The sequence below is a fragment of the Chitinophaga sp. SYP-B3965 genome, from assembly GCF_009647655.1.
Classification (GTDB): domain Bacteria; phylum Bacteroidota; class Bacteroidia; order Chitinophagales; family Chitinophagaceae; genus Chitinophaga.
In genome coordinates this window covers 2,240,491-2,256,202 of the sequence record NZ_WJFD01000001.1, presented here as the reverse complement: position 1 = coordinate 2,256,202, position 15,712 = coordinate 2,240,491, and the positions used below count along the sequence as shown (strand labels likewise).

The 15,712-nt window shown below is 47.1% G+C and carries 8 protein-coding genes; 6 read left to right on the top strand and 2 right to left on the bottom strand.

Features of this window, described 5'->3' with window-relative positions; all coding sequences use genetic code 11:
* Positions 1-18 precede the first annotated feature (18 nt).
* Both GFS24_RS08710 and GFS24_RS08705 read right to left on the bottom strand, forming a co-directional pair.
* The gene (locus GFS24_RS08710; RefSeq protein WP_153659183.1) at positions 19-3,129 is read right to left on the bottom strand and encodes a TonB-dependent receptor; all 3,111 of its coding nucleotides are present in this window, start codon (positions 3,127-3,129) and stop codon (positions 19-21) included.
* A 48-nt stretch (positions 3,130-3,177) separates the two neighbouring features.
* Positions 3,178-4,596, bottom strand: coding sequence for a hypothetical protein (locus tag GFS24_RS08705; RefSeq protein ID WP_153659182.1), 1,419 nt, complete (start codon positions 4,594-4,596; stop codon positions 3,178-3,180).
* A gap of 839 nt (positions 4,597-5,435) precedes the next feature.
* Here GFS24_RS08705 and GFS24_RS08700 point away from each other — a divergent pair.
* From GFS24_RS08700 to GFS24_RS08675, 6 genes are read left to right on the top strand one after another with little or no spacing between them, the layout of a single operon-like run.
* On the top strand, positions 5,436-7,613 hold the full coding sequence (locus GFS24_RS08700) for a hypothetical protein (protein WP_153659181.1): 2,178 nt from the start codon (positions 5,436-5,438) through the stop codon (positions 7,611-7,613).
* A 5-nt stretch (positions 7,614-7,618) separates the two neighbouring features.
* The gene (locus tag GFS24_RS08695) at positions 7,619-9,412 is read left to right on the top strand and encodes an esterase family protein (protein WP_173003017.1); all 1,794 of its coding nucleotides are present in this window, start codon (positions 7,619-7,621) and stop codon (positions 9,410-9,412) included.
* A 1-nt stretch (position 9,413) separates the two neighbouring features.
* Positions 9,414-11,036, top strand: coding sequence for a DUF5597 domain-containing protein (locus tag GFS24_RS08690; protein WP_153659179.1), 1,623 nt, complete (start codon positions 9,414-9,416; stop codon positions 11,034-11,036).
* Positions 11,033-12,142, top strand: coding sequence for a polysaccharide deacetylase family protein (locus GFS24_RS08685; RefSeq protein WP_153659178.1), 1,110 nt, complete (start codon positions 11,033-11,035; stop codon positions 12,140-12,142). The genes GFS24_RS08690 and GFS24_RS08685 overlap by 4 nt, the downstream gene beginning before the upstream one ends.
* A gap of 14 nt (positions 12,143-12,156) precedes the next feature.
* Positions 12,157-13,029 (top strand): esterase family protein, encoded by an 873-nt coding sequence (locus tag GFS24_RS08680; protein WP_153659177.1) that lies wholly within the window; start codon positions 12,157-12,159, stop codon positions 13,027-13,029.
* A gap of 8 nt (positions 13,030-13,037) precedes the next feature.
* The gene (locus GFS24_RS08675; RefSeq protein ID WP_153659176.1) at positions 13,038-15,656 is read left to right on the top strand and encodes a family 78 glycoside hydrolase catalytic domain; all 2,619 of its coding nucleotides are present in this window, start codon (positions 13,038-13,040) and stop codon (positions 15,654-15,656) included.
* Positions 15,657-15,712 lie beyond the last annotated feature (56 nt).

Genomic DNA, 15,712 nt, shown 5'->3' with positions numbered 1-15,712 from the left:
TGTTAATTCGGTTCATCATCAGAATTTAAGATTAAGACCGAAGTTGATTGTTTTCACAATTGGGTAAGGCTCGCTACCATTGATACTGGCCGGCGCTTCCGGATCGATACCAGGAGGCATGTTGTGCCAGGTGAGCAGGTTGTTCCCGTTCAGGTAGAAACGGGCGGCGCTGATGCCGATCCTTCTCAGTGCATTGGCGGAGAGCGTATAACCTATCTCCATGTTCTTGAGGCGTACATAGCTGGCATCCCTGATCCAGAAATTGGATTCTTTGTAGTTATGCTGCTGTGCATCCGTACCAATGGCCAGGTGAGGGTAGCTGATGGGAAGGCCCGCATCATACCTTTCCTGGGACCAGCTTTCGAGCAGACCATTGTAAGCGCCGATATCCAGCGGGAAGGCTATCTTGGCGCGCGATGGAAGGTCTGTACTTACCTTGGTAGCACCCTGGAAGAGGATCGAAAGATCGAATCCTTTATAGCTTCCGCCTAAAGACAGGCCGTATAATTGTTCCGGGAAATTGGAGTAGCCGATAGGTACATAATCTTCCTCGTTAACAATACCATCTCCGTTCACATCCTTATACCGGATATCACCAGGCTGGATCTTGTTATTATTCCATAGAGATGCCGGTCTTTTAGCATCGTTCACTTCTTCCCAGCTATTGTACAATCCTTCTGCGATCAGGCCAAAGTATTGTCCTGCGCGATGTCCGGTACGTTGCTGGTAAGGATATGGCTGTGGAATTTCATCCATTTCAAGGATCTTATTTGTTGCGAATGTGAAAGTACCTCTCACAAAATATTGCACATTTCCAACGTGGTCATTGAAGGAGAAATCTCCATCCACACCCCTGTTCTGCATTTTGCCGAAGTTGTATGGAGGGAAAGTAGCACCGGTGATAACAGAAACGTTCTGCCTGGATGCGAGAATGTTGCTGCGCATTTCAGAGAAATAATCTGCTGTTACAGAGAACTTGCCTTTGAAGAGCCTGATCTCCATCCCCAGATTCTTCTTTGCAGCTCTTTCCCAGGTAAGCTGTTCGTTACCCAGAGCGCCTTCTACTGGTGTTGTGTATTGCGCAAAGTTGGAACCTACTTCACCAAAGTAATAACCGGAGGAATAAGTGTAGGAGGTGGGGCGGTAGAGGAAGCGTGCATTGTTCAGCCTGTCGTTCCCTACTTCACCATAAGAAGCCCTGAACTTCAGGAAGGTAACGATGTCGTTCTGCGGGAAGAAGGATTCCATAGAAGGTATCCAGCCCACAGAGTAGGCGGGGAAGAAGCCGAAACGCCTGCCTTCTGCAAAGTTTTCTGTACCGTTATAACCGGCATTGTATTCAGCCAGGTAACGATCTTTGTAGGCATAGGTTATACGCCCAACCACACCCTGGTAACCATTCGGAACCAGGAAGGCCAGGTTGGGATCGAATAGTTTTGTTTGGTTATAGAGTATGAGACCGGTAACAGCATGGTGGCCGAAAGTGCGGTTATAGTCGATGCCTGCTTCTGTATAAGTACGTCTGTTCTTAGCAATCGCTTCGGAGTAACCGAATGGCTCTTCCAGGCTGTTAGGTCTGAATTGCAGCGATTGGTCCGGCAACCTGGTAACAGTGTAGGTCACTACGTTCTTGCCATAAGTATCCCGCTTGCTGTTAAAATTCTGGTAAGATATTTTACCGTGAACGGAGAGCCCCGGTGTAATGATGTCCAGGTCATAATCCGCTCTCACTGTACCATTCAGGTAACTGCGGTATTCTTTCGAATATCCTGCACCCAGCAGAACAGCTACAGGACTTACCGGCTGGTCTTTTCCCTGGGTAACAATTTTACCATCCAGGATGCCTGGTGACTGCCATGGTGGTGCATCTCCTATACTTTGGATGATCCTGTTCGTACTGGCGTTAGTGCCTCTCCGGTTTTCATTCTGCAGGGAGAGGTCCAATGCGATCTTCAGTTTTTTAGTAACGTCGAAGTTGAAGTTGGAACGGAAATTATAACGTTTGAATTTGATCTGTGCATCCCATCCTGCATCCAGGCCTGCATTGTTGAACAGTGCTTCCTGGTTGAACAGGCCTCCGGAGATGAAGTATTTGGTTTTCTCTGTTCCGCCGCTGATGGTAAGGTTCTGCTGCGTTTGCAAAGATGTTTTCTTCAGCAGCAGATCATAATAGTTCGTATTAGGGTACATCACGGGATCTTCGCCAGAATCGTATTTGGCAATATCCGCATCACTGAATTTAGGATTGTATGTGGCACCTGTGATATAGGTATCATATTTCTGTGCCTGGTTATATGCACGGGTATATTGGCTGCTGTTCATAGGTTCGCGGAGATCTACGAAGCTATTGAGCGCAACATTGGTAGTGAAGTTCAACTGTGGTTTGCCTTCTTTACCACGGCGGGTAGTGATCAACAAAACGCCGTTTGCACCACGTACGCCGTAAATGGCTGTGGAAGACGCATCTTTCAGAATGGATACACTTTCAATTTCATTCGGGTCTATATTGTTGTAATTGGATACTTCAATACCATCCACCATGATCAAAGGTTCCTGAGATCCTGTGAAAGTGCCCACGCCCCTGATGCGGAGTGTTGAGCCATCCTGACCAGGTTCACCGCTGGATTGCCGGGCAAGCAGGCCAGACATACGGCCTGCCAGGGAGTTACTGATATTGGCAACCGGTGATTGTAACAGGTCCTTGGTAGTAACAGAAGAAATAGCTCCTGTAACTGAAGCTTTCTTTTGTGTACCATAACCCACTACTATTACTTCACCAAGGCTCTCAGAAGATTCCGGCATGGTAACGTCTAATACGTTACCATTGCCCACATTGCGTTCCTGGGCTACATATCCCATGAAGGTGAAAACCAGTACTACATCACGATTTGGCACTTTTAGGCTATACCTGCCGGACTCGTTGGTAACGGCGGCAATTGATTGGTTTTTGACCCGCACCGTAACACCAGGAAGTAAACCTCCCTTTTCATCTTTGACGGTGCCGGTGATGATGACTTCCGACTGGAACACAATTCCCGGAAGTACAGGAGCTGGAGAGCTATATCCTCCAACCGCTCCGATGGGGGAAAGGCATGGGATAATGCACAGCAGTGATAGAATTTTTTTCATAACAGTGAATATTTATACTTCTTCTTACATAAACAGATTAAAACATGCTTATTTCTTTATGAGAATATAAGTGGGACTTTCCCCGACGGTGAGGCTGATACCATTGTCGCCCTGTTGCTCAAAGGCTACGTTGGCAGCTTCTCCTGTGGCGGTAGCCATAGCTTTTGCGCTTTGCGCTTTACCTGGCAGATCTGTGAGCGTTACTTTGGTTTCTTTTGGTTTATATCCATCTTTTTCATGTGATTTTACACCGGTAGGAGACCATGCCACCCAGATCTTGTTATTTGCATCGCTGCCATTTACAAACTCATACACATAAGCCTGGCCGTATTCTTGTTTTACTACACGGTTGAAGCGATAGCTGCCCAGTGTTTCGTATAACTGTTTCACTGCATAGAAGGACATTTTCGGTTCAAACTTGCGTGTGAGGCCTGAAGCAGCATGGAAGGATGCTTCATTATCATCATTATAAAAATAGAGGTAAGCACGGTTGATATCCATATTGGCAAACGCCAGGAAGGAACGTACGAGGTATTGTGCCTGTTGCAGATCAGTATGGCCCTGCCAGTCCAGCTTCAGCATCCAGTCTTTACGGGTGCTCATCATATCAGGTGTGCAGGCGTCATAACCAAATTCAGTTACCCATACTTCTTTGCCGGGAGCGGTAGTGTTGCGCCAGTCAATAGTTTCCTGCACAACTTTCAGATAGTCAGCAGTAGTATCTTCCGGCCAGGTACGGTTCCAGTTATTAGGGTTGGTGGCGGATTTAGGCATAGTAGAGTAGGTGTGCACATTCAACACATCATACAGCGGCAGAATATCTGTATTGCCATAGAAAGAAAGCAGGCTCTGGGAATAATCATCCGCTTCCCGTGCATACACGGTAGGTGTAACGATCTTTGCTTTAGGATCGCCTTCACGCATACCTTTTGCCATCTGAACAAAAAGGCTTTGGAACACGGGGAGGTCTACACGTCGGCCGGGTTCATTATCGATCTCAAAGGAGGTGGCCAGTTTTTCAGCACCGGAAGGGCCATAAAATGAAGTCATGGCTTTGGTGTAGTTAAAACTCCATTGTTCCTGTCCTTTCCATTTTTCGACGAAGTGATCGTGCCCTGCACCGAAGTTGCCAAACTGTACACAGATGTCCGTTTCAAAACCACCTGTTTTCCAGGGGCCGTATACATCTCTTTTCCAGTTGATGTTATTAATAGTGTTAGGGATCGTGATGGGATCGCCGGGTTTCTTTACATCCCAGTCTATATTATGGTAGTTCCGTACAAGACGGCATACCTGGCCGTACAATTCCGGCTTAAAGCTAAAATGACCGTTAATACCCATAAAGTCTTTCATCAGCGGTTTATTGCTGGCGGAATCTTCTGTTTTCTTGTTACCGTCTTTCGCGGTTTTACAGGAGAAAAAGGAGATGGCAGCAATGGAAAAAAGCCCCAGTACAATTTGTTTCATGTTTGATTCTTTTTAAGAAAGATTAAAGTATAGCCTCCAGGTTGCCTGCATGGGCAACCTGCTACAATTGTGCACGTTACTAGTTGTTGCGCTGCTTAAGCCATATAGCCGTTAAAGGACAGCATTTTAATGCTGAAATTATCTGACGTGTTGAATCCGCTGCCTGAGGTGATTTTAATTTCAGAAGCGTGGAAATATATATTTATACTAATTCTGTTCTGGTTAATTCTGGTATACGTGAAATGCTGATCTATGATGACAAGATAGAAAATTATTTTAATGATTGTACATTTGACAATTAATTTTTTTGAAACCTGATAAGCTGAACCGCATGATTTTGTATCAGGGATATTACGCCATGGCCGGTAAAGGATCCGTTTTTATCTAAAATGATTGAATTACTGCATTACTTATGGTTGTTAGTACTTTTTCAGTGCCGTGATATCATGGTTTTGTTCCCGCTTTAAGAGTAGTACTGCCTTTTAGGACAGAAAATGTTTAACAATGTAATAATTAATTTTAATAATTGTATATTAAACAGTTTAATTTTTTTGTACGGTATAATCTGCTTTTATACGGATAGAAAAGAACTATCGAATAACGGCTGTAGAAGGTTTGGCCGGTTGTTGGGCTGGCGGTTTATTTTTATTGCAGGTATATTAATATTGAATAATAATAAGGAGTGGATTTCACCTGATAAGTTTATCCTTAACCATTGATAATATTTTTAGCATGCATTTCATTGAATTAATTAATTTTAGATAATTGTTTAAATGACAATTAATTCCACGAAGCGATCCGTTCGCTTTATTGCGGGCGCGCATTGAAATTAACAGAATATGAAAATACTGATCCGGGCCTGGCTATGCCTTTGGCCATTTTTTGCAGTGGTGGCACAGGCTCAGCCGACTCCATGGACCTATACGAAGGGAGCGCTGCGTTTTGAATGGGACCTGTTAAAGGATGATGCAACACTTATCACTACATCCGGTGGTGGGGTTACCTGGCGGGGTGGTCTGCTGCCTTCCTTCTGGATAAAGGAAAACAATGGACAACTTCGATACCTGAAAGCCCGCGTGCAGGGCGCGCTTCCTGCTTTCAAAGGCAACAAATCAGAAATACCACTGGTACTGGAAAAGGAGGGCACGGGTACATTAGTGCTGGAACGCACCGCATGGGGTATCCGCATCAGCCGGTTCACCATTCAATGGTTGAGCAAGGCGCCGGCTATCGTGGAAATGTATATAGGCGCATCGCCGGTAGCAGCAGATGGGGTGAATGTGAAACCGGTATGGGACAGGCCTTTTCTTCCCAACTGGCAGGCGCTTGGTTACTGTGTGCCTGGGGCGAAAGGAGGAACGGTACAGAGTTATTTCCGCATGTGGGATTTTGGGCAACCTGATATTGCCCTGGGGAATTTTGGACCTTCTATGAGCACTCCTTATGGTGCAGCTTTCCCGCGTCCGGTTTTATTTACGGCAATGGGGAATGGTAATGGCTGGATCTGTATCGGTGCCGGCAGTGTGCCGGATGGTGCCATGACACTTAAGATACGCGGTACCCGCGGTTGTTACGAGTACCTCTTCCGGGAAGATCTGTGGGGCGCACCTCCGCAAAACACACGCACCTGGGATGATCTGTTGCGTATTACAATAGATACATCAGCCATCGCTTCTTTTCAGCAATATTATGCATCGTTCCCTGTTGATGAAAATAAAAAGGTAGCACCTGTTTCTTCTGTATGGAATACCTGGGGCATGTGGCGTTTAAGGAAATATCCGATCAGGCCTATTGCAGACTTCATGGAAAAAATGAGCAATGAAATGATGGTGCTGGATGATCCCTGGGAAGTTTCACAAGGCGCAGGGAAACCGAACCTTGAAAAGTTCCCGGACTTTTTTGCAGACGTGGATCATGTGCGGCGGAATGGTACATCCATTGGTATCTGGGAAACGGTGGGCTGGATCAAAGATACGGTAGCAGCAGGCCTTGGCGTAAATGATCTCATCAGGGACGCAGCAGGGAAACCCTGCCTCGCGAACTGGAATTTTGATCCTTCCGGAGAAGCTTATTTTTGTTTGGATGTAAGCTCTCCGCGCACCCGTGCTTTCCTGGAGGAAAGAACACGCAGCGTGATGCGCAGGTTGAAACCGCGGTTAATAAAACTGGATTTTGGATATGGCATGCCCAACCCCAATATGGGCGCACCAAAGGATCCGCGTTTCCGCGGAGAACGGTCTTCTTATGAAATGGTACGGCTCATATCAGCAGCCGCTAAAAGTATAGATCCTAATGTGATCATCCTGTATTATGGTATCAGTCCCTTATGGGCGCCGCTGGTGGATATGATATCCCTCGATGATCAGGGTGACCTCTGGTATGATACAAAGCAGGGGCATGCGGAATGGAGCATCTGGGCCTCGTTGTTGTCACAACAGTGTGTAGCTATCAGTGGTTCTTCTTCTTATGAATGGCGGACGGATGATGAAGTGTTGATGAATACTATTATCCTCGGGTCTCCTGGTGCGGTGTTGCCTACTGAACTGGAAAATGGTGCGCCTATTCCGGAACGTTTCCTGAACCGGCGGCTCGCAGTGAATAAATGGTATCGCCGTTCTATTTTATGGAAACCGGTGTGGCTGAATAGCACTGCAGGTAATATGGAAGCTCCGCCCAGGCTCCGCTGCTGGGGAAGATCAGAAAAGGATGTATTAACAGCGCTGACCTTAAGAGCAGATGTGGTGAATACACCCATAGAAAATATCAACTGGACTGGCAACTGGGGGCTCATCTCGCAGGATGAGCAATCTGTTACAACTACAACCCGGTTGGCCGTGATCCCTTTCAGCGAAGGAAAGATTGAATTACCCTGTGCCCGCAAACCTGCGCAGGTAAAACGTTTGAACATGCAGGGGACTGTACCTGCTGATAACTGGTCATGGGCAGCAGGCCGCCTTACGATCACAGTAACATTCGCACAACTGGACAATACAGCAGGATTCCTCGTTGAAATATGAAACGTATGCCGAAATATATTTTACTCATCACTTGTATGTGCCTGCATCATTTTTTTGCAGAGGCACAGCAGGTACCTTACCATGACCTGACGCATAACAGCCGCGTTTTCGGGCATCCTAAAGCATACCGTTTGTATCTGCCGGATACTTATGCGGCAGGCAGTGAGCGTTACCCGGTTGTCTATTTTCTGCATGGATGGGGTGGCCGTCATTTTTCAGACGATAATGCAAAACTGGATTATACAGCATTGCAGCAACTTGTGAATAAATATCGTGTGATCATGGTGATGTGGGATGGTAATATAGATGAAAGTGAACCACGTCCTTATAACGTAGGTAATCATGAAGATGTAAAGTTCCGGGTGCAGATGAAAGATTATTTCCCTGAACTCACAGCGCATATTGATTCTTCCTGCAGAACATTAACAGGCCGGGAACACCGCGGCATTATAGGTTTCAGCATGGGAGGGATCATGGCTTATTACCTGGGAGGCAGGTATCCTGATAAGATAGGCAGCATCGTGAGCATGACGGGCAGCCCGGAGTTTTTCTTTGGTTACCCGGAGAACCATACACTTTACCCGGTGCGTTACACTTTCAGTAATTTAAAAGATGTACGGGTGCGCATGCATACAAGTCCGACAGACATTTTATATGGATTGAATGAAGAAGTGCGTGCCGGTGCTGCATGGGAAGGAGTATCGTTAAATTATCAATCCCTGGATGGCGGACATATGGTAGACCTCCCTGGTGAAACGCGTGTGTTTGAAAGTGCGCTTCGTTTTGTAGCAGATGGATTCAAACATACATTACCTGCACCTTTAAGGTGGTCTCATTATGATCTCTATGCTGATTTTGATGTATGGGGCTATAAGGTAGAAAGTAACCTGCAACAACCTGGCTATCTTCATTTCAAACATGCAGATAAAACAGGCTGGGGGCTTTATACCCACCGCTGGTTACCATTAGGGCCTGCAATAGCAGGTGTGGAAGCAAAGGTGATCACTGCGCCGGTATACGAGCCCGGGCAACAATACCAGTTGCTGCAATATGATCTGCGAACAAAGAAGCTGCATCATGAACAACTACTGGCAGATAACAATGGCCGCCTGCATGTAAAACAAAGTGCAGCAACAGAAACTGGTATCTACCTGAAAGGAGATCCTGCTGCATGGATTGGCCTGGATCACAATCTGCGGTTTTTGAAGAACGGGCAGAATAGTATACTGCTGCGTTTGTTAAACCGTGGTGGAGAGGAAGTGCAGCAACTACGTGTTCGTATCCGCACGAATGATACCGCAGTGACAGTGCTGGATTCAGTAGTACAGGTGAAAGCTGATAAACGTTTACTGCAATTGCCACCTGTCCGCATCATCAGTCGCAAGCAACCGTCGCTGCATGGAGAGCCATTTGAAGTGAAGCTGCTGTTGCAGATCAATGAAATGCCTGAAGATGAAATGATATTGCCGGTATGGTTTGATGTACCAGTATTAACGGATGTTCGCGTAGAGGAAGCAGGAGACGGTTTCCTGTTATACAAAGACTCCTCCCGGCTACGCCTCTACACCGAAGACAAATGGGTGGCGGCAGCGGAAGAAAAGCTGGCCGATGAGGTGCTGCCCGCACGCTGGCCGGATGGCTTCACCCTGAGTTCCGTGATCAAAATAAAACCGGGCTGCCCAAAGGATCACGTGATCACTTTCCTGGCGAGCTACGAAACAAAAACTTTTAATCCCATAGAAAGGATAGTGCGTTGGGGCACTGTTCGTATTCCTGTGGACAGCTATAAAAAAAGATAACATGAAATCTCTTTCTCTTATTATCACATTCCTATATTGTAGTCTTGCGGTTACAGCGCAGAAACCGCTGCCATCTTTTGTAAAGAAACAGCAGGGAAAAGGATACAGTTTTCTTGTAGACGGCAAACCTTTCCTGGTGTTAGGTGCACAGCTGTGGAATAGCAGCAGCTGGCCATATATTATGGAAAAAACATGGCCGCAGCTGCGTGAGCTGCAATGCAACACATTGGAAGCGCCGGTGTACTGGCAGAATGTGGAACCTGAACCGGGTAAATATAATTTCCGCGAACTGGACTCGCTGATTGCGGGCGCGCGGAGAGAAAACATAAGGCTTATTTTACTGTGGTTCGGTTCTTACAAGAACGGCAGTTCACAGTACGCGCCGGAATGGATGCTTTCCCGCCCGGACCTTTACCCGCGCATGAAAGATGCCGGGGGAGGAGAACTGCAGCTGCTGTCTCCCGTAGCACAAGCCAACCTGGATGCTGATAAAAAAGCTTTCTCTGCTATGATGCGGCATCTTAAAAAGACAGATGTAAAAGAACAGACCGTCATCCTGGTGCAGGTGGAAAACGAAGCAGGATCGCTAGGCACAGATCGTGATTATTCTGATGTGGCTAACGCGGTATTCAACAGTGCGGTGCCTGCTAAGCTGGTACAGCAACTGGGAAAGAAGAGCGGCACCTGGAAAGAAGTTTTTGGTGTGGATGCACCGGAGTCTTTCAATGCTTATCACATTGCCCGTTACATCAATGAAGTGGCAGAGGGTGGAAAGCAGGAATATGCATTACCGATGTATACTAATGCCTGGCTGCGTGAACACCGTTTCCAACGCCCCGGCGATTACCCCAGTGGAGGGCCTACTTCCAATATGCTGCATATCTGGAAAGCCACTGCGCCTAATATGGTATTGCTGGCTCCGGACATCTACCAGAATAACCTGGCTGCCATTGATGATCTCTGTACCAAATACAGCGGCCCGGATAATCCGCTCTTTATACCGGAAACAGGCAAAGGTCCTGATTTTGCCCGTTATCATTTTCACATGCTGGGCAATTACGACGCACTGGGTGTAGCCGTATACGGTATTGACCCTTTCAGCGCCGATCCGCATGACGAAAGGCGAAAAGAAAAACTGGATGATAAATTTGCAGGTATTGCCGCTAATTACCGTTTATTACGGGGTGCACTGAACGAAGTAATGGCCCTGCAAGGCACCGGTCGCCTGAAAGCGGTGATAGAAGAACATAACCGCCCAGATCAACTGGTGAACTTTGATGGGTATGATATCCTTTTCACATATGGTTTCCCTACCTGGAAAAAAGATCGCTCCCCTTCAGGCCGGGCATTGGTAGCACAACTGGCGGAGAACGAATTTTTGCTAATAGGCTTTGATGCCAAGTTCCAGTTCAGGCCCACTTATGGTTCCGGTGCGCAAAGCGCAGAGATCGTTGCAGTGGAAGAAGGATATTACAGTGAGGGCAAATGGGTGCGTAAAAGGTTCTGGAACGGGGACGAAGTATATCATTCCACGCTGTTACAGGAAGGCGTTATCCTGAAAATAAAATTACGCCCGGCAGGTAAAAGTTTTTCAGGACAAATGAAAGCAAATTTTGAACAATGATCTATCTGCTACTTTTATTATTAGGAGGGCAACAAAGCAAAATAACCATCACGGTAACGCTGGATGCCTCCGCCAAAAATGCCAAAGTGAGCATAGCGCCCTTGCGTTATGATAAACGTTTTGCATGCAGTTTTACGCTGGACGATGGTTTAGTTTCCGCAGCACGGGTTGCGCTCCCTTACTTTAACGGCGGGCAGGTAGCCGCTCCGTTTAAAGACAAGTGGGATTTTGACGAAGGGGGTGATGGCGCATATCATCCCGGGCTTTATTATACAGACGGTTGCGGCAATGCACTGTCCTTCAAAGCTGCCGTAGCCATCAATGCCCGCTCTGTCAGTGAAGATAATCTCTCCTGGAATGATCTGAAACTCATCACCCAGGCAGGCTGGGATGTACTTAACCACAGCTATACACACGCTACAGGCAAAGAAGTAAAGGCTGCATGGGAAGTATCAGAAAATACCCGTACCGTACAGCAACGCCTGCAAACGAACATGCAGCAATTTGTGATACCAGGCGGAAAAGATGATCACCTGAGCGCGCCACTTTATGCAAATGCAGCTTTTGAACAAGGCCTGCAGGTAGTGCATAGCGGTCAGTACCCGGATTACTGGATAGAGCCGGCTACCCGTACTGACTGGAACAGGTTACGCGTGGGCAGGCTGTTCTTAAACAGTAAAATGGGGCAGCAGGTACTGATGGATTCCGTGTTCAGGGGAATAAAAGAACATCTTTCCACCGGAAAATACTTTTGGTTGAATACATTTACACACAGCGTAGGGAATGATGATCTCTGGAATATTAGTTATCGCTTTGCTGATTTTACAGCGTTCTTTAACCGGCTTGCAGCCAGTTATGGAAAAGAGGGAGAGGATAATATATGGTTTGCTCCGCCAGAGGCCGTACATGCCTATGAAGCGATACGGCGTGTTGTAAAACCAGTGGTCACCCGTTCCGGTAACAAGCTGGTGATCACCTTTGATAAAGTGACGCTGGAAAAATATAACGCGCTTACATTCCTGGTGCAAAGCTCCATTACCAGCGTTAATGGCACTAACTGCGCTATTGAAAGTTATGGAGGAAAGCTGATCAATATAACATGGTAAAACAAACACAGATCATGAGTAAACAAATGATTGCACTGCTATTGGCATGTATAATGCTTCCGGTGTTAACACACGCACAAACAGGAAAGGTGTCTGATAACCTTACCCTGCCCAGTAAAATATTAAAAGGAGACAGGAAGTATTCCATTTACCTGCCGCCTGATTACGAAACATCCCAACGCAGCTACCCTGTACTCTACCTGCTGCATGGCGCAGGAGATGATCAAACCGGCTGGATACAGTTTGGCGAGGTGCTGAGCATCACGGATAAAGCTATCCGGGAAGGGAAGGCTACGCCCATGATCATTGTAATGCCGGATGCCAACACCGGCCGCAGGGGGTATGCAAATGACATCAAAGGAGAATGGCGTTATGAGGATTTCTTTTTCCAGGAACTGATCCCTTTCGTGGAAAAGACCTACCGCGCCAGATCAGAGAAACGTTACCGCGCAGTGGCTGGTCTTTCTATGGGAGGCGAAGGCACTTTTACCTATGCCCTGCATCACCCGGAACTATTTGCCGCTGCCTGTCCGCTTAGCGCAGCTACCGGCCCTATGGTATTGGAGGATGTTACAAAGTGGATGCAGCGCCGTGGCCAGGATTCCATCGCTACCGCTGCACAGATCAAAACATATTATGAACGGCAGAGCGTGTTGTACTTAGTAAACAACATGCCGGATGATAAAAAGAAAGCAGTGCGCTGGTATATTGATTGCGGTGATGATGATTTCCTGTTTGAAGGAAACTCACTGGTGCATATCGCTATGCGCAAGCAGGAGATCCCGCATGAATTCCGTATCCGCGATGGTGGCCACAGCTGGGGTTACTGGCGTACAGCATTGCCGGAAGTGTTAGAATTTGTATCCGCTTCCTTCCATCAATTTTAGATCATATCATGCGTTCTATTCAATTAATTATTTGCCTTTTATTTTCTTTAAACGCATTTGCACAAATGCAGGTAACAGACCTGCGTTGTGAATACATGCAGGCGCCCTTAGGTATTGATGCGGAAGTGCCACGTTTTACATGGAAGCTCACAGACACTAAAAATACAAGGGGCCAAAAACAAACCGCTTACCACGTATTGGTAGCCAGCAGCAAAGCCCTGCTGGATAAAGACAAAGGAGATATCTGGGATAGTGGTGAAACGCCGTCCGATCAATCTGCCCTTGTAGTATTTAAAGGCCGGAAATTGACCTCCAATCAGGATTGTTACTGGAAAGTGCGTGCACAGGATAAAGATGGGCACAGCACGCCCTGGAGCCCGGCAGCACGCTTTTCCATGGGGCTGCTCCAACCGGCAGACTGGAAAGGCTCCTGGATCAAACATCCGGATGCGGCCAAAGAAAGCCATATCTGGTATCGTAAGAACTTCCGTTTGGATAAAGTGAATACAGCCTTTGTACATGTGGCATCCATGGGATATCATGAACTGTACATCAACGGCAAAAAAGCAGACGACCGTGTGCTGGCGCCTGCGTTAACACGGATAGACAGGAGAGTGATGTATGTAACATACGATGTAACAGCCCTGTTGAAAGAAGGGAATAATACGATTGCCATATGGTACGGCCCGGGATGGTCCCGCAACGAGTTCTTTGGCAGAACTATCTTTCCTTCCTTAAGGGTACAGATGAATGCAGGCACTTTCTCACTCGCTACGGATGCCAGCTGGAAATGCCTGGTAAGTTCCAGTAAGAACACCGGTGGAAATACATACGAAGATCATGGCGCTGAATGCATAGACGCCCGGTTATACATCCCCGGCTGGAATGAAACAGGCTTTGATGACAGTAAATGGTTACCAGCTAAGGAAACAGATCATAAAGTGATCTTATCCGCGCACAATATGGAGCCTGCCCGCATCATTGAAACAGTTCCTGCCAAAACAGTAACGGATACCATTAAAGGCATCTATAAAGTGGATATGGGTAAGAACTATACAGGATGGCTGGAAGTAAAGCTGAAAGGCATGGCTGCCGGAGATACGGTAAAGATCATGGTAGCAGATGATCCTGAAACGATCCAGGACTGGGCCCAGGGAAATATCTATATATGCAAAGGCAAAGATGGGGAAACATTCCGCAACCGTTTTAACTATACAGCCGGGCGTTATATCAATATCCGCGGACTGAAAAGCAAACCTTCACCAGCTGATGTGAAAGGATATGTTGTAGCCACAGATATAGTACGCACAGGGCACTTCTCCTCTTCCAGCGATCTGTTCAATAAAATATATGAAACAGACCTCTGGACTTACCGGCTTTGTACCACAGAAGGTTTTACGGCGGATTGCCCGCATCGGGAAAGGCTGGGGTATGGAGAAGAAGTTTTCGCCACTTCATGGGGCATAGGTTTGCCCAATTACGAGGTAGGCGCATTCTACACCAAACACGTGCGGGACTGGTCTGATGTACAGGAACAGGACGGGTGGATCCACCATACCGCACCACAATGGAATGAACATTACGGCGGCCCTATGTGGAGCAGCGCAGGGCTGAATGTGGCCTGGGAATTCTACCGTACCTATGGAGACAAGCGGATACTGGAAGCCAACTATAATACCAGCAAAAGATGGCTGGAATTCCTTCATACCAAAAGCCAGTTCGGCCTCCTGGAAGCGTTTTTCGGTGGCGGGAAATTCCTGGGAGACTGGGCTGCACCCGGTGGTAGAAAAGAATTTGGTGGCACACCGGAGGCTACTTTCTTCAATAACTGCGTATATGCCATGAACCTGGGCGATATGATTGAAATAGCAGGCATACTGGGGCATCCTGAAGACGCGGTGGTATACCAAAAAAGATTAAGGTTCCTGAAAACGAGGATCAATGCACAGTTCTTTGATCCTGCATTGAACATCTACATGAACGGAGACCAGGTGCAAACGGCCTTCCCCCTGATGACTGGTATTGTACCTGAAAAACTATACGCAACTGTGCTCGCCAACTTTAAGGAAAAGATCACTGCGCCAAACGCCTATTTTGATATGGGCAGTTCCGGCCTGCCGGTATTGCTGAAATTCCTGATAGAGGATAAAACGTACCATGAAGCGTTCTCGCATATCCTCTCTAAAACTACCGAGCCCAGCTATGGTTATTTCCTGGAAAAGGGAGAAACGGCATGGCCGGAATATTGGAGTGTAAATGTGACCAGTAAGATACATACCTGTTTCACCGGCATTTCCTCCTGGTTCATCAAAAGCCTGGCGGGTATCCGTGCGGACCCTGCACATCCCGGATTCCAGTACTTCCTCATAAAACCCTCTCCGGTAAAGAATATCTCTTTTGCCGAAGCGGAAACCTCATCGCTCTACGGAGTGATCAGGAGCAGCTGGAAAAAGGAGGGGAGCCGGTTTACCCTGAATGTGACGGTACCTGTGAATTCACAGGCCACTGTTTATATGCCGGGAGAGCAGGTGAGTGGTATAGAAGGAATAAAAGTAATAGGAAAGGAGGATGGCAGTACTGTATTACAGGTGCCCTCCGGCAAGTATACCTTTGTTTCAGAGAACTGATCTCCTGTACAAGAAAAGTTGTTGAGACCCGCGCGAAAGCGCGGGTTTTTGTTTTA